The organism is Pseudomonas sp. BIGb0164 (assembly GCF_024810135.1).
Lineage (GTDB): Bacteria > Pseudomonadota > Gammaproteobacteria > Pseudomonadales > Pseudomonadaceae > Aquipseudomonas.
In genome coordinates this window covers 87,619-113,566 of record NZ_JANUEA010000014.1, presented here as the reverse complement: position 1 = coordinate 113,566, position 25,948 = coordinate 87,619, and the positions used below count along the sequence as shown (strand labels likewise).

At 64.9% G+C, this 25,948-nt stretch carries 2 protein-coding genes; both read right to left on the bottom strand.

Annotation, left to right across the window (positions count from 1 at the left end; all coding sequences use genetic code 11):
* Window positions 1-28: 28 nt before the first annotated feature.
* A complete protein-coding gene (locus M2394_RS29775) occupies window positions 29-11,875 on the bottom strand; it encodes a non-ribosomal peptide synthase/polyketide synthase (RefSeq protein WP_259175721.1) in 11,847 nt (3,948 codons plus the stop codon).
* 3 nt (window positions 11,876-11,878) lie between these two features.
* Window positions 11,879-25,915: a non-ribosomal peptide synthase/polyketide synthase gene (locus tag M2394_RS29770; protein ID WP_259175720.1), complete on the bottom strand. Its 14,037-nt coding sequence runs from the start codon at window positions 25,913-25,915 to the stop codon at window positions 11,879-11,881.
* Between the last annotated feature and the right edge of the window lie 33 nt (window positions 25,916-25,948).

Below are 25,948 nucleotides of genomic sequence, written 5' to 3'. Positions count from 1 at the left end.
TGGATCCGGTTTTTTCATGCCCCTCCCGTTACTCCATGGCGTTCACCAGGCTGGCGATGAACACCGCGCTGTCGATGATGCCGTCATGGTCCGTGTCGATCATCACCGAACGCTCGACACGGCCCTGGCCGAGTACCGCCGCCATGTGCTGCTCGATCAGGTCCTTGAAGCGCCCTGCCCGACTCATGGAAGCCCACCAGCAACTGACCGGCGCCTGGATCGGCTTGAAGTCGGCGGCGGTCATGCGCTCGCTCAGGGCGCGGTCGACGTCCCAGGAGATCTGCGCTTCGTTGCCGCGCAACAACGCCTCCTTGACGTCGGTGAACGCCTCGCCCAGGGTCTGTTCAGCCCAGACCACGAACGCCCGCCATTGGCCGCCTTCATCGTCAGCCGCGCGTTGGCACTGCTGCCAGGCGCCCTGAATCTGCTCGGCAAAGGCCGGGAACATCACGCCCAGCAAGGCAGCGCGTCGCTCATTCGCCGACACGACGCGATCCTCTTCGGTGACCACTGCATCCCAGTAAGGCGTGAGCCATTGCGGCGGCGCCGCATCGATCCAGCCCACAAACTCCACCTCGCGCCCCGCTTGCTCCAGGCCATGGGCGACTTCCATCGCCAGGTTCCCGCCCAACGACCAACCCGCCAGGCGGAATGCGCCCTGTGGCTGGGCCGCCAGCAGCTGCGCGGTGTAGTCCTCGACCATCACCTGCCATTGAGGCACCGCCGCCCCCTCTTCCGCCAAGGCACGGCACATCACGCCATACACCGGGCGCTGCTCGCGCAGCGCCAGGGCGATGGCGGTGTAGCAATGCACCGAGCCAAAGCTTGGGTGGAACAGGAACAACGGCGTGCCTTCGCTGCGGTTATTAAGCTTGACCAGCAATGAACTGCGCCCATCGCCCTGCAGGCAACTGACTTGCCCGCGCACCGTCGGGTTGAGCATCAACTGGCTGACGGACAAACCGACGCCACTGACCTTGCGGATGCGCTCCTTGAGCATCAGCACCAACAGGGAATGGCCACCGAGTTCGAAGAAGTTGTCGTTCATCCCGACACGCTCCACCCCCAGCACCTCGCACCACAGGGCCGCGACTTGCCGCTCGATCTCGCTCCGGGGCGCCTCGTACTGCTCGGCGCCCTGGGCTTGCGGCTTGGGCAGCGCCTTGCGGTCCAGCTTGCCGTTGGGGCTCAACGGCATCTGCGCCAGCAGCACCCATTGCGCCGGCACCATGTAGTCCGGCAACTGCGCGGCCAGGTGCGCGACCAGCGGCTCTTTCCAGTCCTCACAAGGCTGTTGCAGCACCAGGTAACCCACCAGGTGCGTGCCCTCCACCGCCAGCACAGCGGCTTCACGCACACTGGCATGCTCCAGCAGGCGCGCTTCGATTTCACCCAGCTCGATGCGCAACCCGCGCAGTTTGACCTGATGGTCAATGCGCCCGGCGTATTCGATCACGCCGTCGTCGCGATAGCGCGCCAGGTCCCCGGTGCGGTACAGGCGCTCGCCGCTGCCGAACGGGTCGGTCACGAAGCGTTCGGCGGTCAGCGCGGCACGACGGTGATAGCCGCGCGCCAAGCCCATCCCGCCCAGGTACAACTCACCCAACACGCCGACCGGCGCCGGCGCCAGGTTGTCGTCCAGCACGTAACAGCCCAGGTTGGCGATCGGCCGGCCAATCGGCACAGCGTCACGGCCTTCTTCCACACAGGTCCAGTGGGTCACATCGATAGCGGCTTCGGTCGGCCCGTACAGGTTGTACAACCCGGCCTGGGGCAACTTGGCGAAGACTTGCTGCTGGGCGTCGGCAGGCAAGGCCTCACCGCTGCACACAATGCGTTGCAGGCTCAGGCACGAAGCAACCGTGGCGTCCTGCAGGAAGGCCTGCAACATCGACGGCACAAAATGCAGCGTGGTGATCCGTTGCCCGTTGATCAGGCTGACCAGCTTGGCCGGGTCACGATGATCGCCAGGCGCGGCCACCACCAGGCGTGCGCCGGTCATCAACGGCCAGAAGAACTCCCACACCGACACGTCAAAGCTGAACGGGGTTTTCTGCAGGACGCTGTCGCTCGCCTCCAGGCCATACGCCTGCTGCATCCAGCACAACCGGTTGGTCAGCGCGGCATGGCGGTTGCCGGCGCCCTTGGGTTGGCCGGTGGAGCCCGAGGTGTAGATCACGTAGGCCAGGTTTTCGCGGTCGACCGGCACGTCCGGGTTGTGCTCGCTGTAGGCATGCAACCAGGCATCGCCCTCCTCCAGCACCAGGCTTTGCACGCCAGCGGGCAGCGGCAATTGCGCCAACAGGTGCGCCTGGGTCAACAGCAGTTGCACGCCACTGTCTTGCAGCATGTAGGCGAGGCGGTCACGCGGGTATTCCGGGTCCAGCGGCACATAGGCACCACCGGCCTTGAGCACCGCCAACAGGCCGACCACCATTTCCATCGAGCGCTCCACCGCCAGCCCCACCAGCACATCCGGGCCAACACCCGCCGCGATCAAACGATGGGCCAGGCGGTTGGCACGCGCATTCAACTGGGCGTAACTCAAGGCCTGCCCGGCAAACGCCAACGCAGGCGCGTTCGGCGTGCGCACCACTTGGGCTTCGATCAATTGGTGCACGCCCTGGTCCAGCGGGTACGTTTGGGCCGTGGCGTTCCAGGCCTTCACCACCACCTCGCGCTCAGCGCTTGGCAGGGACGGCAACGCCGCCAGCCGTTGGGACTCATCGCTGGCCATCGCGTGCAGCAACTGCACGAAATGCTCGGCCAGGCGTTGAATATGCGCGGCACTGAAGCTGTGGCGGTCGTAATTGAATTCCAGGCCCAGTGTGTCGCCAATCGCCAACAGCACGGTCAACGGATAGTGGGTCTGCTCCAGGCTTTGCACCGCACCGAAACGCAGCCCCGACGGCGCGCTCTGCTCCAGCGCCTCGGACACCGGGTAGTTTTCGAACACCAGGATACTGTCGAACAACGCCTCACCGCCCAACGCGGCCCAGCGCTGGATCTCGAACAGCGGCGTATGCTCCTGCTCGCGCAAGCGCACGTTCTGCGCCTGCACCTGTTGCAGCCACTGGCTGACCGGCAGTTGCGCATCCGGGGTTGCCACCACCGGAAGGGTGTTGATAAACAGGCCCACCTGCTGTTCGATCCCGCGCAGTTCCGTCGGGCGCCCGGCCACGGTGGCACCGAAGGCCACGGTCGCCTGGCCGGTGTGGTGCGCCAGCAGCAAGAGCCACGCGCCTTGCACCAGGGTATTGAGGGTCACTTTGTTGCGCTGGGCAAACACCTTCAGGTGTTCGGTCTGCGCGGCATCCAGGCTCAACCGATGCTCGCCGTTGGCTTCGGCGCCATCGCCTTGTGCGCCATGGGCCAGGCGGGTCGGCTGCTGCAAGTGCTTGAGCTGATCTTTCCAGAACGCTTCGCTGACCGATTTGTCCTGTGCCTGCAACCACGCGATGTAGTCGCGGTAACGCCCGGCCGGTGCCGGCAAGGATTCCCCTGCATACTGCTGCAGCACTTCGCCGAACAGTTGGGAGCCACTCCAGCCGTCCATCAGGATGTGGTGGTTGGTGTAGATAATGTGGTGACTGGACGCGCCGGTGCGCACCACCGACAGGCTCAGCAACGGCGCCTGTTCCAGTACAAAGCCCTGGGTCCGGGCCGACGCGGCCAGGGCCTCAAGGGCCTCGTCCAGGTCCGCGCGCTGTTGCCAATCCAGCGTCTCAAACGGCATGCGCACCTGTTTGTGGACCACCTGCAGAGGTTGCTCCAGCTCGGCCTGCCACAGGAAACCACTGCGCAGGATTTCATGGCGATCAACCGCCGCCTGCCAGGCCTGATTGAAGCGCGCGACATCCAGGCCTTGCACATCGATGCGCATCTGGTTGATGTAATCACCGGAGCCTTCGCCATACAACGACTGGAACAACATGCCCTGCTGCATGGGCGATAACGGGTAAAGGTCCTCGACCTCGGCGACGTTCAGCGCCAAGCCATCCAGTTGGTCTTGGGAGAGTCGTGCCAGGGGGAAGTCAGAGGGTGTCACACCCTGGTGGGCCGACTCGCAGCAGTGGTCGATCAAGGCCTTGAGTTCCGTGGCGTAGTCATCGGCCAGGCGTTGCACCGTCGCTTCAGCGAACATCTCGCGGCTGAAACTCCAGTTCAGTTTGAGTTCACCACCGTAGACCTGGCCATTGAGCTCCAGCCAGTTCCCCAGCGGCGCGTCCGGGCTTTGCTCGGCGCCGCTGGCGTCGCCGGAAGGCACGAACAGCCCCTCCTGCTCGGCGCTGTCGAAGCTGGCATCGAACTGCCCCAGGTAGTTGAAGGTGATGCGTGGCCGAGGCAACGCGGCCAGCGCCTGTTGCGCCTCGGCAGTGCCCAGGTAGCGCAGCGCACCGAAGCCGATGCCCTTGTCGGGCACTGCACGCAGTTGTTCCTTGATCTGCTTGAGGGAATCGGCCAGGGAGTCCTTCGGCACCAGTTTCAGCGGATACAGGCTGGTGAACCACCCCACGGTGCGGGTCAGGTCGATGTCGTCGAACAGGTCTTCACGGCCGTGGCCTTCCAGGCGAATCAGCAGCGCTTCATCACCGGTCCAGCGCACGATGACCCGGGCCAGCGCCGTCAGCAACAGGTCGTTGATCTGGGTGCGGTAGGCACTCGGCGCGTCTTGCAACAAGCGACGGGTGTAGCCGCCGTCCAGGTGGGTGCTCACGCTCAGCGCTAGGTGGTTGCTGAGGCTGGCGTGCGGGTTGGCGACAGGCAAGCCGGTCGGGCTGCCTTGCAATTGCGTCTGCCACCAGGCCAGTTCGTGTTCCAGCGCCGCGCTGCGGGCGTAGGTTTGCAGCCGTTCGGCCCAGGCGCGCGTGGCGCTGGTCTTGGCAGGCAGCACCACGGCAGCGCCTTGAACGAGTTGCTGATAGGCGCTTTGCAGGTCTTCCAGCAGGATGCGCCAGGACACGCCGTCCACCACCAAGTGGTGGATCACCAACAGCAAACGCTGGGAGCCATCGGCCAATTGCGCCAACACCGCACGCAACAAAGGTCCGGCGCCCAGGTCCAGGCTGCGCTGGGCCTCTTCGCCCAACGCATCCAGTTCCTCGACGGTCTCCAGGTTGGTCTGCCACAGCACCTGCGCGGCGTCAGCCTGTTGCGGCGCCCGATACGCCGCGTGCCAACCGGCCAGGCCTTCGACAAACCCGGTGCGCAAGGCGTCGTGATGCGCCATCAGTGCCTGCAACGCCGCCACCAGGGCGGCCACCTGCAAAGGCTGGTGCGGTTGCAGCACCACGGACTGGTTCCAGTGGTGACGTTGGGGAATGTCATCGGCAAAAAATGCCTGCTGGATCGGCAGCAGCAACAACGCGCCGGTCTGTGCCGACTGGTCCAGCACCACCGCGCCCTCGCCTTCGCGCGCCACGGCCGCCAGGCTCTGCACGGTCTGGTGCTGGAACAAATCCTTGGGCGTGAAGCGCACACCGGCCTGGCGGGCGCGGCTGACCACCTGGATCGAAATGATCGAGTCGCCGCCCAGTTCGAAGAAGTTGTCATGCAGGCCGACCTGTGGCAGGCGCAGCACGTCGGACCAGATCGCGGCGATCTTCTGTTCCAGCTCGCTCTGGGGCGCCACGTAGACTTGCTGCATCTGGCTCACGTCAGGCAACGGCAAGCCCTTGCGGTCGAGCTTGCCGTTGGGGGTCAACGGCATCTGGGCCAGGAACATCAAGTGCGTCGGTACCATGTAGTCCGGCAAACGGGTTTTCAAGGCACGGCGCAAGGCCTCTCGGCCGTTGGACTGGGCCACGGCATCGTCCAGCAAGGTCGGGTCCAGCGGCACAATATAGGCCACCAGTTGCTTGCCGGTCGGGCCTTCCTGGGCCACCACCACGGTTTCGCCCACACTCTCCTGCTCACGCAGGCGCGCTTCGATTTCGCCCAGCTCGATACGGAAACCACGGATTTTCACCTGATGGTCAACACGCCCCAAGTAATCCACCACCCCATCGGGACGGCCACGGGTCAGGTCGCCGCTGCGGTACACGCGGCTGCCGGGCTTGCCGAACGGGTCCGGCACAAAACGCTCGGCGGTCAACGCCGGACGCTCCAGGTAGCCGCGCGCTACGCCCTCACCGCCCAGGTACAACTCGCCGGCCACACCGATCGGTTGCAGGTTCAGTTGGCTGTCCAGCACGTAGCCACTGCGATTGCCGAGCAAGGTGCCGATGGGCGCATACACCGCGCCGCATGGGTCGCCTCTGCGCGCCTTCCACAGCAATGGCGTGACCACGGTTTCCGTCGGGCCGTAGCCGTTGAACAGGTAGGTCGGGCGCAGTGCGCGCCAGGCCAGGTCGTAGCTGGCCTGGGCCACCGCATCGCCGCCGAAGCAATACACGCGCACCGCCGGAGGGTTGCCGTCGCGTTCGGCGTGTTCGGCCAGTTGCTGCAGGTACACGGGCGGGAACACCGCCATGGTGACGTTGTGCCGATGCATCTGCTGGTAGGTGTACTCGGGCAGCCACAGGCTGTCGTCACGGATCAACACGCTGGCGCCGTTGATCAACGGATGCATCCAGCCCTCGTGGGAGCCGTCGAAGGCGAACGACATGAAGTGCAGTTCACAGTCGGCCGGCGAGGTTTCATAACGTTCGCCAGTGGCGATGATGTGCGCCACCAACGGGCCGTGGGACACCGCCACGCCTTTAGGCATGCCGGTGGAACCGGAGGTGTAGATCACGTAGGCGAGGTTGTCGCCATCCAGCGCAACCTGCGGCGCTGCCTCGCTGTAATCGGACCACGCCGCTGCATCATCGACCGCCAGCGCTTGCAGGCCTTCCGGAATCGGCAGCCGCTGCTGCACCGCCGAATGCGTCAGCAATAATTGCGAGCGGCTGTCCTGCATCATGTACAGCAGGCGGTCGCGCGGGTACTCGATGTCCAGCGGTACGTACACGCCGCCTGCCTTCATGACGGCAAGGAACGCCACCATGATCTCGGCACTGCGCGGCATGGCGATGGCCACCCGCACTTCCGGGCCGACACCCCGGGCGATCAGCGCATGGGCCAGGCGGTTGGCGCGGCTGTCCAACTGGCCATAGGTCAGTTGCTCATCGCCGAACTTGACCGCCACCGCCTCCGGGGTTTCCCGGGCGCGGTCGGCCACCCGCTGGTGTACCAGGCGCTGGGCCGAGAAGCCGGAATCGGTGCAGTCCCACAATTGAAGAATCTGCTGCTGCTCGGCAGCGTCCAGCAACGGCAACTGGCTGAGCGGTTGTTGCGGGTTGGCGACCATGCCCTGCAACAGGTTCTGCCAATGACGGGCCATGCGCTGCACGGTGGCGGCTTCGAACAAGTCCTGGGCATACCCCAAGGTGGCCCAGATGCCTTCGGTGGATTCCTGGATATCCAGGTCCAGGTCGAAGTGCGCGGTCTTGCTCTCCCACTCCAGGCCTTCGACCCGCAAGTGCGGCAGTTGGTGCTGGACCTGCGCCTGGCCGACGTCGGTCTGGTGGTTGAACATCACCTGGAACAGCGGGTTGTGGCTCAGGCTGCGCTCCGGTTGCAGGGCTTCCACCAGTTGCTCGAACGGCAGGTCCTGGTGGGCCTGGGCATCCAGGGCGCGTTGACGGGTGTGTTGCAGCAACTGCTCGACGCTCATCTGGCCGTGCAGGTCGGCCTTGAGCACCTGGGTATTGACGAAGAAACCGATCAGGCGCTCGGTCTCGCTGCGGTTGCGGTTGGCAATCGGCACGCCGACACGGATTTCTTCCTGGCCGCTGTAGCGGTGCAACAGGGTCTGGAACGACGCCAGCAGCAGCATGAACAAGGTGACGCCTTGCTGCTGCGCCAGGGCCTTGAGTTCAAGGGTCAAGGTGGGTGCCAGCTCCATGGCCAGGCGCGCACCGCGATGGCTTTGCACCGCCGGGCGCTGATGATCGAACGGCAATTCCAGCACGCTTTGCTCACCACTCAGCACGTCGCGCCAATAGGCCAGCTGGCGTTGTTTCTCGCCGGCGTCCATCCAGTGGCGTTGCCATACCGCGTAATCGGCGTACTGGATCGGCAGCGCCGGCAGTTGCACGTCCTGGCCCTGGCTGTAACCGGCATACAGCTGCACCAGTTCCTCGACCATCAATTGCATCGACCAACCATCGGAAACGATGTGGTGCTGCACCAGAACCAGCACATGCTCCTCTTCAGCCACGCGCATCAAGGTGACGCGCAACAGCGGGCCCTGCAGCAGATCGAACGGCTGGGCAATCAGCGCTTCCACCTGCGCCTGCACGGGATGCTCACCGGCATCGACCACCGTCATCGGCAGCGACATCTGCGGCTCAATCACCTGCACCGCGCCGGCATGTTCCTGGCGGATACGGGTGCGCAGGCTTTCATGGCGCGCCAGCAAGGTGTCGAAACTGCGTTGCAACGCCGGCAGGTCCAATGTGCCTTTCAAACGCAGGGCGCTGGGGATGTGGTAGGCGGCGCTGTGTGGCTCCAACTGCCAGAGAAACCATTGGCGTTCCTGGGCATAGGACAGCGGCAGCGATTGCTCGCGCCCTACGGGCAACAGGGCCGGCGCCTGGGGCGTCAAAGTCTGCGGGGCTTGCAACAGCGCGACAAAACCTTCCAGGCGCGGGCATTCGAACAGCGCCTTGAGCGGCACCTCCAGGCTCAGCGTCTGGCGAATCCGCGACACCACTTGCATCGCCAACAACGAATGCCCGCCCAGCTCAAAGAAATGCTGGTTCAGGCCGACCTGCTCCACCCCGAGAATGTCCGCCCAGATCGCCGCAACTTGTTGTTGCAGCGGCGTGACCGGTGCCAACCAATCCTGCTGCACCGCGCTGACACCCGGTTTGGGCAGCGCCTGGCGGTCCAGCTTGCCGTTGGGGTTCAGCGGCATGCGCGCAAGGAAAATCAACTGCGCCGGCACCATGTAATCCGGCAAATGCTCGCGCAACGTCGCCATCAACTGTGCACTGGCCGCAGCATGCTGGCTGTCGTCGAGCGGCTGCGCCGGCACCAGGTACGCCAGCAGTTGGTTGTCGGCAGCCAGCAACAGCGCTTCGCGCACGCTGTCCTGGGCGAGCAGCAAGGCTTCGATTTCACCCAGCTCGATACGGAAGCCACGGATCTTGACCTGATGATCGACGCGCCCCACGTACTCCACCACGCCGTCAGCGCGGTAACGTGCCAGGTCGCCACTGCGATACAGACGCTCCCCGGTGGTGCTGAACGGGTCGGCGACAAAGCGCTCGGCGGTCAGGCCAGGGCGCTGCAAATAGGCACGGGCCAAGCCACTGGCGCTGGCGATGTACAGCTCACCCACGGCCCCTGCGGGCAGCAGGTTCAAATCGCGGTCCAGCACATACAAGCCACGCCCGGGCAGTGCACGGCCGATAGGGCTGGCGCCGACACCGGCGACGGCACTGACGTCCGTACAATCGAGCACACTCGACACCACGGTGGCCTCGGTCGGCCCATAGGTGTTGAGCAAGCGCACATGCCCAAGCCCGGCGCGTTGCCACAACAGCGGGCCATCCAGCGGCATGGCTTCACCGCCGATATGGATCTGTCGCAAGGCACCATAAGGGCGCGGGCCGGCGGCCAGGCAATCCTGCAGGAACAGCTTCCAGTAAGCGGTGGGCAAGTCGGCCAGGGTAATGCCTTGGGCGACGATCTGTTGGTACAGCTCGGCGCCGTCCCACAACTGCGGCCCACGCAAAACCACGCTGGCGCCCAGGGTCAGGGCCGGGTACAACTGCTCGACGAACCCGTCGAAGTTTAGGGTGGCAAACTGCAGCACGCGGTCCTGCGGGACCAGGCCCGAATACTGCGCCGCAATCCCGGCGAACTCGCTCAAGGCTGCATGGCTGATGGCAACGCCTTTGGGCTTGCCGGTGGAACCGGAGGTGTAGATGACATACGCCAGGCTCTGGGGCTCGAACGCCCGTTGCGGGTTGTCTTCGCTGCACTGCGCCCACGGCGCGTCAACCTGATCGATCTCCAGGGTCGCAAGCCCCGATGGCAATGGCAGCCGATCGCGCAGGTGCGATTGGGTCAGCACCCATTGCACGCCACTGTCTTCGAGCATGTGCGCCAGGCGTTCGCGGGGGTACTGCGGGTCCAGCGGCACGTAGGCACCGCCGGCCTTGAGCACCGCGAGCAAGCTCACCACCATGGCAAAGGAGCGCTCGACGGCAATCCCCACCCGCGCTTCCAGGCCGACACCCTGGGCCATCAAGTAATGCGCAAGGCGATTGGCCTGGCTGTTCAGCTCGCCGTAGCTCATCACCTGGTCGTCCAGCACCAACGCCGGATGCTCGGGTTGGCGCAGCGCCTGGGCCTCGAACAACTGATGCACCGCGTGCAGGGTGCCGACCGTGGCCGGGCTGTTCCACGCCTGCAACAGTGCGTGGGCCTGCGGTGCGCTCAACATGGCGAGGTCTGCCAGGCGGCTGTGAGGCGCGCTGACGATGCCCTGCAACAGGTGCTGCCAGTGCTGCGCCAGTCGTTCCATGGTACTGCTGTCGAACAGGTCGGTGGCGTAGGTCAACGCCGCCCACAAGCCTTCGGCGGATTCATGGGTGTCCAGGCTCAGGTCGAAGTGGGTGGTCTGGTTGTCCCAGTCCAGCTCCACCACGCGCAGGCCCGGCAATTGCTGGCCATCGCGACTGCCCTTGGCGTCGGTCTGGTGGTTGAACATCACCTGGAACAGCGGGTTGTGACTGAGGCTGCGCTCGGGTTGCAACGCCACCACCAACTGTTCAAAGGGCAGGTCCTGGTGGGCCTGGGCTTCCAGCGAGCGGCGCTTGGTCTGTTGCAGCAACTGGGCAAAGCTCATCTGCCCGTCGAGGTCGGCCTTGAGCACCTGGGTGTTGACGAAGAAGCCAATCAACCGCTCGGTCTCGACCCGGTTACGGTTGGCAGTCGGCACGCCGATGCGGATATCCGACTGCCCGCTGTAGCGGTACAACAGGGTCTGGAACGAGGCCAGCAACAGCATGAACGGGGTCACGCCCTCTTGCTGCGCCAGGCGCTTGAGCCCGGCCACCAATGCCGGTTGCAGGTGCACCTGCAAGCTGGCGCCGCGATGACTTTGCTGCGCCGGGCGGGGGCGGTCCAGCGGCAATTCCAGTACCGGCTGCTCACCGCCAAGCAAGGCCTGCCAGTAATCCAGCTGGCGCGCCCTCTCCCCCGCTTCCATCCAGCCGCGTTGCCACAAGGTGTAGTCGGCGTATTGAATCGGCAACTCGGGCAATTGCAGCTCGCGCCCCGCGCTGAAGGCGGCATAGAGCTGCACCAGCTCCTCGACCATCACCTGCATCGACCAACCATCGGAGACAATGTGGTGCTGCACCATCACCAGCACGTGCTCGTCTTCAGCCACTTGCAGCAAGGTCACACGCAACAGCGGTGCCTGGTGCAAATCGAACGGCCGCGCGACTTCCGCTTCCACCCGCGCCATCAACTGCGACGCTTCAATGCGCGCTTGATGAATGTCGACTCGCGCCTCAGGCAGCACCACCTGCAGCAGGCGTTCACCGTCCTCGACCAATTGGGTACGCAGGCTCTCGTGGCGGGCCAACAGGCTGTCGAAACTGCGCTGCAACGCGGCCAAGTCCAGCTGCCCGTGCAGGCGCAAGGCGCCGGGGATGTGGTAGGTGGCGCTGCCCGGGTCCAGTTGCCAGAGGAACCATTGGCGCTCCTGGGCGTAGGACAGCGGCAGTGCCTCGGTATCGTGGCGTGTAGGGGCAATCGGTAATTGAGCGAAACTCATGCCACGGCCTTGCAGGCGCTGGTAGAACTGCTGGCGCTGCTCCAGAGGCAAGCGAAGAAAGCGCGACACCAGGTCGATATTAGGGTTGGAAAGCATGGTTCAAATCGCCTCTAGTTCGCTCAAAAAGTCACGAAGATCATCAAAATCTTCCGCGCTGCCGGCGCGGAAGGTGGCTGCGGCCTGTACATAGGCGCGCAGCGATTCGGTCTGGAACAGTTCCATCAGCGGCACCTCCAGGCCCAGTTCGGCCTGGACCCGCGACGTGATCTGGATCGCCAACAGGGAATGGCCGCCGATTTCGAAGAAGTTGTCGTTCAGGCCCACTTGCGGCAGGCGCAGCACATCCGCCCAGATCGCAGCGATCTGTTGCTCCAGCTCGGTTTCCGGGGCCACGTACTGTTGCTGCATCAGGCTCGCGTCCGGCTCGGGAAGGCCTTTGCGGTCCAGCTTGCCGTTGGGCGTCAATGGCATCTGGGCCAGGAACATGAAGTGCGCGGGCACCATGTAGTCCGGCAGGCTGGCTTTCAGGGCGCGGCGCAGTGCATCGCGGAACTCGCCTTCGTTGGCCAGGTTGGCCTCTGCCGGCACCACATACGCCACCAGTTGCTTGCCGGTCGGGCCTTCCTGGGCCACCACCACGGTTTCGCCGACGCTGTCCTGCTCGCGCAGGCGCGCTTCGATTTCGCCCAGCTCGATGCGGAAACCACGGATTTTCACCTGGTGGTCGACACGCCCCAGATAATCCACCACCCCATCGGGACGGCCACGGGTCAGGTCGCCGCTGCGGTACACGCGGCTGCCGGGTTTGCCGAACGGGTCTGGGACAAAACGCTCGGCGGTCAACGCCGGACGCTCCAGGTAACCCCGCGCGACGCCTTCACCGCCCAGGTACAACTCGCCGGCCACGCCGATCGGTTGCAGGTTCAGTTGGCTGTCCAGCACGTAGCCACTGCGATTGCCGAGCAAGGTGCCGATCGGCGCATACACCGCGCCGCATGGGTCGCCTCTGCGCGCCTTCCACAGCAATGGCGTGACCACGGTTTCCGTCGGGCCGTAGCCGTTGAACAGGTAGGTCGGGCGCAGTGCGCGCCAGGCCAGGTCGTAGCTGGCCTGGGCCACCGCATCGCCGCCGAAGCAATACACGCGCACCGCCGGAGGGTTGCCGTCGCGCTCGGCGTGTTCGGCCAATTGCTGCAGGTACACCGGCGGGAACACCGCCATGGTGACGTTGTGCCGGTGCATCTGCTGGTAGGTGTACTCGGGCAGCCACAGGCTGTCGTCACGGATCAGCACGCTGGCACCGTTGATCAACGGGTGCATCCAGCCTTCGTGGGAGCCGTCGAAGGCGAACGACATGAAGTGCAGTTCACAGTCGGCCGGCGACGTTTCATAACGTTCGCCAGTGGCGATGATGTGCGCCACCAACGGGCCGTGGGACACCGCCACGCCTTTAGGCATGCCGGTGGAACCGGAGGTGTAGATCACGTAGGCGAGGTTGTCGCCGTCCAGTGCAACCTCCGGCGCCGCATCGCTGTAACCCGCCCAATCTTCGGTGCGATCAATCGCCAGGGTCTCCAGGCCTTCGGGAATCGGCAGTTGCTGCAAGGCGCGGGTGTGGCTCAACAGCAACTGGGCGCGACTGTCTTGCATCATGTACAGCAGGCGATCACGCGGGTACTCGATGTCCAGCGGCACGTACACACCGCCCGCCTTCATGACCGCGAGAAACGCCACCATGATTTCGGCGCTGCGCGGCATGGCGATGGCCACCCGCACTTCCGGACCGACGCCCCGGGCGATCAGGGCATGGGCCAAACGGTTGGCCTGGCGGTCGAGTTCAGCGTAGCTCAGTGTTTGTGCATCGAACTTCACTGCCACCGCCTGCGGGTTTTCCCGGGCGCGGTCGGCGACCAACTCGTGCACCAGACGCTGTGCCGAGAAGCCTGCATCAGTGCAGTTCCACAATTGCAGGATGTGCTGCTGCTCGTCCTGGTCCAGCAGGTTCAAGTGGCTAATGCTCTGCTGCTGATCGGTAACCATCGCCTGCAGCAGGTTCTGCCAATGCCCGGCCATGCGCTCGATGGTGGCGGGGGCAAACAGGTCGGTGGCGTAACTCAAGGAAGCGCGCAACGCCGTGCGGCTTTCCTCCACATCCAGCGCCAGGTCGAACTGGGCGACACCTTCATCCCAGCTCAAGACTTCCACATGCAGGTCGGTGAGGCGTTGCAGATGGCTGTCGGCAGACGTCATGCGGTGGTTGAACAGCACTTGGAACAGCGGGCTCAGGCTCAAGCTGCGCTCCGGTTGCAGGGCTTCCACCAGTTGCTCGAACGGCAGGTCCTGATGGGCCTGGGCATCCAGGGAACGCTGGCGCACCTGGTCGAGCAACTGCTGCACACTCATCTGCCCATGGATATCAGCCTTGAGCACCTGGGTATTGACGAAGAAACCAATCAGCCCTTCAGTCTCAAGGCGGTTGCGGTTGGCGATCGGTACGCCAACACGCACGTCTTCCTGGCCACTGTAGCGGTGCAGCAATGCCTGGTAGGACGCCAGCAAGACCATCGGCAACGTCACGCCAGCGGCCTGCGCCAGGTTGCGCAAACCGGCCAGCAGTTCAGGTGCCAACTCGATGCCATGGCGTGCGCCGCGATGGCTCGGCAACGCTGGGCGCAGATGGTCGAACGGCAACTCCAGTACCGGTTGCTGCCCCCCTAGCTGCTCACGCCAGTAGGCCAGTTGACGGGCTTTCTCACCGGCTTCCATCCAGTTGCGCTGCCACACGGCATAGTCGGCGTACTGGATCGGCAACGCCGGCAGGTCGGGCGTTTCGCCTGTGCTGAAGGCGGCATACAGCTGCACCAGCTCTTCGACCATCAGTTGCATCGACCAGCCGTCCGAGACGATGTGGTGCTGCACCAGCACCAGCACATGCTCGTCTTCGGCCAGGCGCAGCAACTTGGCCCGCAGCAGCGGCCCGCGCAGCAGGTCGAACGGGCGGGCCACCTCGTCGGCCACCCGCGCCTTGAGGTCGGCGAACTCACAGTCGGCACGGTCGACTTCAATCAGGCCCGACTCTTCAATGACCTGCACGGTACCCGCAGCGGTCTGGCGCAGGTGGGTGCGCAGGCTTTCATGGCGCGCCAGCAAGGTGTCGAAACTGCGTTGCAGCGCCGCCAGGTCAAGCGTGCCTTGCAAGCGTAGCGCGCTGGGGATGTGGTACGCCGCGCTGTCGGGGTCCAGTTGCCAGAGGAACCATTGACGCTCCTGGGCATAGGACAGGGGCAACGGTTGCAGACGGTCGGCCTGGCATATCGCCGGCACCTGTGCGCCCTCCTCGCCCAGGGCCGCCACGAAATCGCCGAGCGCCGGGTGTTCGAACAGGGCCTTGAGGGCAACGTCCAGCGCAAGCGCCTGGCGTACCCGCGAGATCACCCGGGTGGCCAGCAATGAGTGACCGCCCAGTTCGAAGAAGTGGTCATCGAGCCCCACTTGCGGTACGTCCAGCACCTCGGCCCAGATCGCTGCGACCTGCTGCTCACGCAGGGTCACAGGCGCCACATAGCCTTTGAGCAACACGGTTGCATCCGCCTTGGGCAAGGCCTTGCGGTCGAGCTTGCCGTTGGGGGTCAGGGGCAAGCTGTCGAGAAAGACCCAGTGCGCCGGCACCATGTAGTCCGGCAGGCGCTCGCGCAAGGCGGCCTTGTACGCGTGCGGCTCCTCGGGGGTGGCGGTAACCAGATAGGCGATCAGATGATCGTTATCGGCCAGTACCACAGCCTCGCGCACGCCCGGCTGTTCACGCAGGCAGGCTTCGATTTCACCCAGTTCGATGCGGAAACCGCGCACCTTAACCTGATGGTCGACCCGACCGATGTACTCCACCACGCCGTCGGCGCGGTAACGGGCCAGATCGCCGGTGCGGTACAAGCGTTCGCCCGGCGCACCGAATGGGTTGGGCACAAAACGTTCGGCGGTGAGCGCCGGCCGTGCGTGGTAACCACGGGCCAGGCCGACACCGCCGATCAACAGCTCCCCCGCCGCGCCCTGCGGGCAGGGCGTGAGGCCGGCATTGAGGATAAACAACGACGTGTTGGCGATCGGCCGCCCGACAAAAGGCTGGGCCTCCAGCAAACGGTGCGCCGCCGACCAGATGGTGGTTTCGGTCGGCCCATAGAGGTTCCACACCGGGCCTTGCAGGTCGAGCAGGCGCTGGGCCAGGTCGGCCGGCAGTGCCTCGCCGCCACACAGGCATTGGATACCGCGCAGCAACGACGCCCGTGGGCTGTCGAGCAGCATGCGCCAAGTGGACGGGGTGGCTTGCAGCACACTGGCGGATTGAGCCTGGACCCGATCAAGAATGGCATCCGGGTCCAGCGCCATCGCCTGGCCGCTCAACAGCACGGTGGCGCCAACGCTCAGCGGTACGTAAAGCTCCAGGGCAAAGATGTCGAACGAGAAGGTGGTCAGTGACAACACCCGCGCCTCGGCGCCGATGTGCAGGGTCTGCGCCATGCCGTGGGTAAAGCTGCACAGTGCCTCGTGCCGCACCATCACGCCCTTGGGCTGGCCGGTGGAGCCGGAGGTGTAAATGACGTAGGCCAGGTGTTGCGGCGTGACCGCAACCTGCGGGTTGTGCGCGTCACCTTCGGCATCGTTGACCAGCAGCACCTGCAAGCCGTCGGGCTGGGCCAGCCGACCGATCAGGTGCGGCTGGGTCAACAGCACGCGGGCGCGGCTGTCGTCGAGCATGAAGGCCAGTCGCTCCGCCGGGAACTGCGGGTCCAGCGGCACATAGGCGCCACCGGCCTTGAGGGTCGCCAGCAACCCCACCACCATCTCCAACGAACGCTCGACGTGCACGGCCACCAGCACATCCGGCCCCACGCCCGCCGCGATCAAGCGATGGGCCAGGCGGTTGGCGCGCCTGTTGAGCTCGGCGTAGCTGAGGTGTTCACCCTCAAAATGCAGCGCGATCGCATCCGGGTGGGCAAGCGCTCGCGCTTCGAACAGTTCATGGACACAGCGTTCGCTCGGGAACTCCACAGGGCTGTCGTTCCAGTCGTGTACCACTTGTTGCCATTGCCCTGCACTGAGCATCGGCAATTCGTCCAGGGCCTGGGCGGCATCCTGAACCACGGCGCGCAACAGGTTTTGCCAATGCTCGGCCAGACGCTGCGCGGTCGCCGTCTCGAACAGGTCGGTGGCGTACGTCAGCGAAGCCCAGAGACCATCGGCCGACTCTTCGGTTTCCAGGTTCAGGTCGAACTGGGTGGTGTGACCGGCCCAATCCACCGGTTGCAGGTGCAGGCCGGGCAACGCCAGCGGGGCTGTGCGCAGGTTGTCCTGGTGGTTGAACATCACCTGGAACAACGGGTTGTGGCTCAGGCTGCGTTCCGGTTGCAGGGCCTCTACCAATTGTTCAAAGGGCAGGTCCTGATGGGCCTGGGCTTCCAGGGCTCGCTGCTTGATCTGGCCAAGCAACTGCTCGAAGGTCATTTGCCCGTGCACATCGGCTTGCAGCACCTGGGTGTTGACGAAGAAGCCGATCAGGCGTTCGATTTCCAGACGGTTGCGGTTGGCAATCGGCACCCCCACACGGATCTCGGACTGGCCACTGTAGCGGTGCAGCACGGTCTGGAACGATGCCAGCAGCAGCACGAACAAGGTCACGTCCTGGCGCTGGGCCAGGGCCTTGAGGCTGGCCACCAGCGTGGCGTCCAGGTGGATTTTGCGGCGGGCGCCACGCTGGCTTTGCACGGCCGGGCGCGGGTGGTCCAGCGGCAGTTCGAGCACGGCATGTTCGCTGCCCAGGCGCGCGCGCCAGTAATCGAGCTGGCGTTGCTTCTCTCCGGCCGCCATCCAGTCGCGTTGCCATTGTGCATAGTCGGCGTATTGGATCGGCAGCGCGGGCAGTTGAGCGCGGCCCTGATAGAGCGTCATCCACTCATCGACCATCACCTGCAGCGACCAGCCATCAGAGATGATGTGGTGCTGGGTGATGACCAGCACATGGTGATCCGATTCGACCTCCAACAGCTTGACGCGCATCAGCGGGCCGCTGCGCAGGTCGAATGGGCGCAGGATTTCTTCTGACACGGCGTGTTCGATGGCCGAAGCCTCGACCTGTTGGTGCTCGATCAGCACCGGCAGGCTCGGGTGAATCACCTGCAGCGTCTGCTCGCCCTGCTCCACAAACGTGGTACGCAGGGGTTCGTGGCGCTGGATCAGGGCCTCAAGCGAATGCGCCAAGGCGGCGGTGTCCAGTGGGCCACGCACGTGCAAGGCGGTGGGCACATGGTAGGCCGCGCTGGCCGGGTCCAGTTGCCACAGGAACCATTGGCGCTCCTGGGCGAAGGACAGTGCCAGCGGCTGATCACGCTCCACGACCACCAACGGCGGTGCCGTGTCGGCTTGCAACCCTGCGCAGGCCGCGGCGAACGCCTGCAACGTCGGCTGTTCGAACAGCGCACGCAGCGGCACTTCCAGCTTGAGCGTGTGGCGCACCCGGGAAACCACTTGGGTGGCCAACAACGAATGGCCGCCGCGCTCGAAGAAGTGATCTTCAAGCCCGACCCGCTCGACCTGCAACACCGCTTGCCAGATGGCCGCCAATTGCACTTGCAGCGGGCTCTGCGGCGCCACGTACGCCTGCGGGCCGACGTTCATGTCCGGCGCTGGCAGCGCACGACGGTCGAGCTTGCCGTTGTTGTTCAGCGGCAATGCGTCGAGCACCATCCAATGGGCCGGCACCATGTAATCCGGCAGGGACTGGCGCAAGGCCGCCGCCAGGACTTGAGCTTCCACCGCGCAGCCTGAGGTGGGCACCACGTACGCCACCAGTTGTGCGCCAGTGGCACTCGGTTGCGCGATGACCGCTGCTTCACGCACTTGGGACAAGGCTTGCAGGGCGGCTTCGATTTCGCCCATTTCGATGCGCAGACCGCGGATCTTCACCTGATGATCGATACGCCCGACGTACTCCAACGCCCCCGCCTCGTTGTAACGGGCCAGGTCGCCGCTGCGGTAGAGCCGCGCACCGGGTACGCTGGAAAACGGGTCCGGCAGGAAGCGTTCGGCGGTCAACGCCGGGCGGTCGAAATAACTCTGGGCCAGGCCCGCTTCGGCGCCAATGCACAGCTCACCGACGCCGTCGGTGGCCAGCAGTTCGAAGCCGCTGTCGAGCACATACAGCGAACGCCCGGCGATCGCGCGGCCAATCGGCACACCGAAGGCATCGCTGGCATCAGCCAGTTGGCAATCGTGCACGCTGGACACCACGGTGGCCTCGGTCGGGCCGTAGGTATTGACCAGGCGAACCGCGCCCAGGCCCGCCGTGTGCCAGTTGCGCAGGCCTTCTACCGACATCGCTTCGCCGCCCACATGCACTTGGCGCAGATTGCCCAGGGAACGTGGCTCGGCCAGGCACTCTTGTGCCAACAGGTACCAGTACGCGGCGGGCAGGTCGGCCAGGGTCACGCCCTGCTCGACGATGACCCGGGCCAACTGGCCGGCGTCCCAAAGCTCATCGCCGCGCATGATCAGCGCGGCCCCCACGCACAGTGGCGGGTAGCATTGCTCGACGAAGCCGTCGAAGCTGAAGGTCGCAAATTGCAGCACGCGGTCTTCGGCACTCAAGCGGCTGTAGGCTTCGGCGCTGTCACAGAATTGACCGAGGGCGGCGTGGTCGATGGCCACGCCTTTGGGCTGGCCGGTGGAACCTGAGGTATAGATCACGTAGGCAAGATCGGCGGCGCTTGCGTGGCTGGACGGGTCTGTGGCCGGGAAGCCGGCCAACTCGTCACCGAGCGCCGTGAATTCCACGCGTTCGAGCCCTTGCGGCAACACCAGGTCGGCGAGCAGCCCGCTTTCGCTGAGCAGCAGGTCCAATCGGCTGTCCGCCAGCATGTAGGCCAGGCGTTCGTTGGGGTATTTAGGGTCCAGCGGCACATAGGCCGCACCGCTTTTGAGCACGGCCAACAGGCTGACGATCAACTGCGGGCCACGTCGCGACGCCAGGCCCACGCGCTGCCCGGGCCCAACACCGAGCGCTTGCAGACGATGGGCCAGGCGGTTGGCCCGTGCGTTCAGTTGGGCATAGCTCAAACGCGACTCGCCGCACTGCACGGCCAGCGCGTCGGGCGTGGCCTGGGCCTGGGCCGCAATACGCTGGTGCACGCGCTCGGGGCGCTGAGCCGCACCAGGCGCCTGGCTGAGGGCAAGGACTGCGCCTTGCGCATGATCGTCCAGCAGTTGCAGACGTCCGAGCGGAATCGAGGCATCGGCGACCAGTTGCGCCAACAGGTGTTGCAGGTTGGCACTCAAGCGCGCGACCTGCTGCGCGCTGAAGCGCGTGCAGTCGTAGCTGAATTCCAGACGCAGGCTGGTACCCAACTCAACGCCCAGGGTCAGCGGGTAGTTGGTGCGCTCATGGTTGTGCATCTGGCCGAAGGTCAGGCCAGCCGGCGCGCCTTGTTTCAGCGCTTCGGCGACCGGGAAGTTTTCAAACACCAGCAAGGTGTCGAACAGCACGCCGCCCTGCTGGCCGGCCCAGGCCTGGATGTTGTAGAGCGGCACATGCTCATGGTCACGCAGGCTGAGGTTCAGCGCTTGCAGTTCGCCCAACCAGGTAGCGGCCGGCAATGCGGGCGAAGCGGCGCTGATGATCGGCAAGGTGTTGATGAACAGGCCCAGTTGCTCTTCGATACCCGGCAGCGGCGCCGAGCGCCCCGCCACGGTGGCACCGAAGGCCACGCAATCCTGGCCGGTGTAGCGTTGCAGCAAGAGGCTCCACGCGCCTTGCAGCACAGTGTTGAGCGTCACCTTGTGTTGACGGGCGAATTCACCGAGGGCCTGGGTGAGCCCATCACCGAGCGACACGACATAGTCCGCCACGCCCGCCCCTTTAGCGGGCGCACGTAAGGCATCGGCCAGCAACGTGGGCGCTTGCAGCGGTGCCAAGGCGGTCTTCCAGAACGCCTCACCCGAACCCTGCTGCTGCAACCAGCCCAGGTAATCGCGGAATTGACCAACCGGCGCAGGCAACGCTTGGCCTGCATACAGGGCAATCACTTCACCGAGCAGTTGGGCGTTGCTCCAGCCATCCATCAGGATGTGGTGGCTGGTGAAGATCAGGTGCCAGGCCGAACCCGCACCCCGTACCAGCATCAGGCGGAACAGCGGCGCGTTGCTCAGTTCGAAGCCACGCTCGCGCTCGGCCTGCGCCAGGGCGTCGAGATCGGCGCCCGCGTCTTCAATCACCTGCAACTGCACGTCGGCCTGGCGATGGATCACCTGATGGGCGCTGTCCAGGCCCAGCCAGTGGAAACTGCTGCGCAGGATGTCGTGGCGGTCCAGCACAGCCTGCCAGGCGCGACCGAAGGTCAGCAGGTCGAGGCCCTCGATATCGAGGCGCAGCTGGTTGATATAGGCCTGGGCTTCAGGCTGGTACAGGGTGTGGAACAGCATGCCCTGCTGCATCGGCGACAACGGGTAGAGATCGGCAATGGCCGGCCCGGCCACCGGCAGCGCGTCCAATTGCGGTTGGGTGATGCGTGCCAACGGGAAGTCCGACGGCGTCACCTGCCCTGCCGGGGTGGCGCAGCAATGTTCAATCAGCGCCTTGAGTTCTGCCCGGTAATCATCGGCCAGGCGCTGGATGGTCGTGGTGTGGAACATGTCGAGGCTGAAGCCCCATTGCAGTGCCAATTCACCGCCGTACACCTGCCCTTCTACGGTCAGCCAATTGGCCAACGGCGCCTCGGCGTCCTGGGCCTGGCCGCTGCCTTGAGCGGCCGGCACGAACAGCGCCGAGTCATCGAACTGACGGTCGAACTGCCCCAGGTAGTTGAAGGTGATACGCGGAGCCGTCAGGCCCGCCAGGGCCTCACGGGCATCGGCGTTGCCCAGGTAGCGCAGCAGGCCATAGCCCAGCCCCTTGTCGGGGACCGCGCGCAGTTGCTCCTTGATCGATTTGATCGCGCTCGACAACTCGCCCTCGGCCTGCAAACGCACCGGGAACAGGCTGGTGAACCAGCCGACGGTACGGGTCAGGTCGACGTCGTCGAACAGGTCTTCACGGCCATGGCCTTCCAGCTGGATAAGCGCTGCCTCTTGGCCACTCCAACGGCTGATGACACGTGCCAGCGCCGTCAACAACAGGTCGTTGACCTGGGTGCGATAGGCGGCCGGCGCATCTTGCAGCAGTTGGCGGGTGTCTTCGGCGTTGAGGCGGATTTCGAGCTTGGTGCCCAGGCGATTCTGCAAGCCGCCTTGAGGGTTGTCGCATGGCAGATCGGCGTCGATGGACTGCGCCTGCCAGTAAGGCAGCTGGGCGTCGAGGGTCTGCGCATGGGCCTGCAACCGCTGCGCCCAGTGCTGGTACGCGCTGGTCTTGGCCGGCAGTGCCACGTTGCGATACGCCTGTTGCAGGTCCTCCAGGAGGATGCGCCACGACACACCGTCGACCGCCAGGTGATGGACCACCAGCAACAGGCGCTGACCGCCATCGGCTTGGGTGACCAAGGCGGCACGCATCAGCGGGCCTTGCGCCAGATCCAGGCTGCGCTGGGCTTCATCGCACAAGGCGGCCAGCTCTACATCGTTGTGCGCATGCGACTGCCACAACCCGGACGCGGTGACCGGAGCCCCGTGGGTTTGCTGCCAGCCGTCAGACTGCTCCACAAAGCGCAAGCGTAGGGCGTCGTGATGGTTGATCAATTGGATCAGGGCCGCTTCCAGGCGTGCAGGGTCGAGTGCCTCGCGCGGGGTCAGCAGCAACGACTGGTTCCAGTGATGCCGCGCCGGGATCGCCTCACTGAAAAACGCCTGTTGCACCGGCGTGAGGATCACCTCACCGCAGACCGGGCCCTGGTCGATCACGATGGCCTGTTCGACACTCGCCACCCGCGCCAGGCTGCGCACGCTCTGGTACTGGAACAGGTCACGCGGGCTGAGGCGAATGCCCGCCTGACGGGCGCGGCTGACCACCTGGATCGAGATGATCGAGTCGCCGCCCAGCTCGAAAAAGTTGTCGTCCAGGCCGACTTGCCCAAGGCCAAGCACGTCCTGCCAAATCGCCGCCAAGGCGATTTGCAAGGGTTCTTGCGGCGCCTCATAAGCCTGTTGCGGCGCAGCATCCGGCACCGGCAGGGCCTTGCGATCGAGCTTGCCATTGGCGGTAACCGGCAGCTTGGCCAGGTACACCAGGTGGGTCGGCACCATGTATTCCGGCAGGCTGTCGAGCAGCCACGCCTTGAGGTCGGCAGGTTCTTCGTGTTCGAGTACCAGGTACGCGACCAACTGCTTGCCACCCTGCACCAGCACCACGGCTTCGCGCACATGCGGGTGCTGCATCAGGCGCGTCTCGATTTCGCCGAGTTCAATCCGCAAGCCGCGCAGCTTGACCTGATGATCGAGGCGGCCCAGGTATTCGATCACCCCGTCGGCGCGCTGACGCACGCGGTCGCCGGTGCGGTACAGGCGCGCACCGTCGGCAAAGGGGCTGGGCACAAAACGCTCGGCGGTCAGCCCCGGGCGACGATGGTAGCTACGGGCAAGGCCGACGCCGCCCAAGTACAGCTCGCCGGACACACCAGCCGGCACCGGGTTGAGCTGAGCGTCGAGCACGTAGGTGGCCAGGTTGGCGATCGGGCGGCCGATGGGCACGCTGTCGGCACCTTCGTCGACGCAGGTCCAATGGGTCACGTCGATGGCGGCTTCGGTCGGACCATAAAGGTTGTACAGGCCCGCTTGCGGCAGTTTGGCGAACACCTGCAGTTGCGCATCCAGCGCCAGGGCTTCGCCGCTGCACACGATGCGCTTGAGGCTCGTGCAGGCTTGCACACCCGGCTCATGAATAAACGCCTGGAGCATCGACGGCACAAAGTGCAAGGTGGTGATGCCGTGGCGACCAATGGTCTCGATCAGCCGCGCCGGCTCACGGTGCTCACCGGGAGCGGCGACCACCAGGCGTGCGCCGGTCATCAGCGGCCAGAAGAACTCCCACACCGACACGTCAAAACTGAACGGCGTTTTTTGCAGCACCGCGTCACTGGCATCCAGGCCATACGCCTGTTGCATCCAGCACAGGCGGTTGACCAGCGCACGATGGCTGTTGCCGGCGCCCTTCGGCTTACCAGTGGAACCGGAGGTGTAGATCACGTAGGCAAGGTTCAGCGCATGGAGGGCGACGGCGGGTGATGCATTGCTGTAACCGTCGAGCCACGACGCGGACTGATCCAGCACAATCACGTCAATCCCTGCGGTCGGCAGCAGCGCCAGCAGGCTTTGCTGGCTGAGCAGCAGCTGGATGCCGCTGTCTTCGATCATGTAGGCCAGGCGCTCCTGGGGGTACTCCGGGTCCAGCGGCACATAGGCACCACCGGCCTTGAGAATCGCCAGCAGGCCCACGACCATTTCCACGGAACGCTCGATGCAGATACCCACCAGCCCATCCGGGCCAACGCCCCGCTCGCGCAAGGCGTGGGCCAGTCGATTGGCGCGGGCGTCGAGCTGGGCATAGCTCAAAGTGGTGGCGCCAAATACCAGCGCCGGGGCGTGCGGCGTGCGTTGCGCCTGGGCCTCGATCAGTTGATGGATACCCTGCTCGGTCGGGTAGGCCTCGGCGGTCTGGTTCCAGTCGTGGATCAGCACCTGCTGTTCGTCGGCAGCCACCATCGGCAATTCGCCGATGCGTTGCTCACCGTCGGCGACCATGGCGTGCAACAGGCGGGTCCAGTGCTCGGCCATGCGTGCGATGGTGGGCGCGTCGAACAGGTCATTGGCGTAGGTCAGCGCGGCGTGCAGCGTGCCGGACTTCTCAAAGGTGTCCAGGGTCAGGTCGAACTGGGTGGTTCGGCTTTGCCATTCCACAGGGGCCAATTCCAGGCCGGACGCGGTGCTCACCGAGCTGATGTCGGCCACTACCGGCTGATGGTTGTACATCACCTGGAACAGCGGCGTATGGCTGAGGCTGCGCTCAATCTTCAGCGCTTCCACCAAACGTTCGAACGGCAACTCCTGGTGGGCCTGGGCGCCCAGTGCATGCTCCTTGATGCCTTGCAGCAATTCGCTGACGCGGGTCTGCCCGGTCAACTCGGTGCGCAGCACCTGGGTGTTGACGAAAAAGCCGATCAGCCCTTCGACTTCACTGCGGTTGCGGTTGGCAATCGGCACGCCGACACGGATATCGCCTTGCCCGGTATAGCGATGCAGCAGCACGTTGAACGCGCCGAGCAGCAGCATGAACAAGGTGACGTTGTGTTTTTGCGCACAACTGCGCAGCTGCGCCGTCAGGCCCGGGTCGATGGCGAAGTTATGGCGGGTGCCCTGGTAGCTCGGCATGGCCGGGCGCGAACGGTCTGTGGGTAGCTCCAGGACCGGGTGCTCATCCCCCAGGCGCGCCTGCCAGTAGTCCAGTTGACGCGCCTGCTCCCCCGCTTCCAGCCAGCGCCGCTGCCACAGGGCGTAGTCGCTGTACTGGATCGGCAGCGCCGGCAATTGTGGCTGTTCGTTGCACTCGTGGGCGTCGTAGCAGCGGATGAACTCGTCGATCAGCACGTTCATCGACCAACCGTCGGAGACGATGTGGTGCAGGGTCAGCAGCAGCACATGTTCTTGCTCGTCGAGCTTGAGCAACTGCACGCGCAGTAGAGGGCCGTGCTCCAGATCGAAGGGCAGCAGCGATTGACGGGTCGCGGCCTCAACGACAGCCTGCTCACGCTCGGCGGGCGCCAGCGTGCTCACATCCAGTTGCTCGATCGCCACGTTCGGCTCGATCGCCACCTGCAACAGGCGCTCATCGGCCTGGCGCTGGAACACCGTGCGCAGGGTTTCATGGCGTGCCACCAGGCTGTCGAACGCCTGCGCCATGGCGCCCAGGTTCAGCGCGCCCTTGAGCCGTACCGCGCCCGGCAGGTTGTAGGCACCGCTGGCCGGGTCCAATTGCCACAGAAACCACATGCGCTGCTGCGCGTAGGACAGCGCCTGGCGATCCTGTGCCTCCACCCCTGCCGGGATCGGGAACCGGGAAAAATCCACGCCCTCTTTCTGCAAGGCCTGCAGGAACAGTTGGCGTTTTTCCAGGGGCAACCCGATAAACCGGCGAGCAAGTTTCAAGGAGTCTTCAGCATTCATTTCTTGGAGTCCGGAGCAATAGGCAGGAAGCAC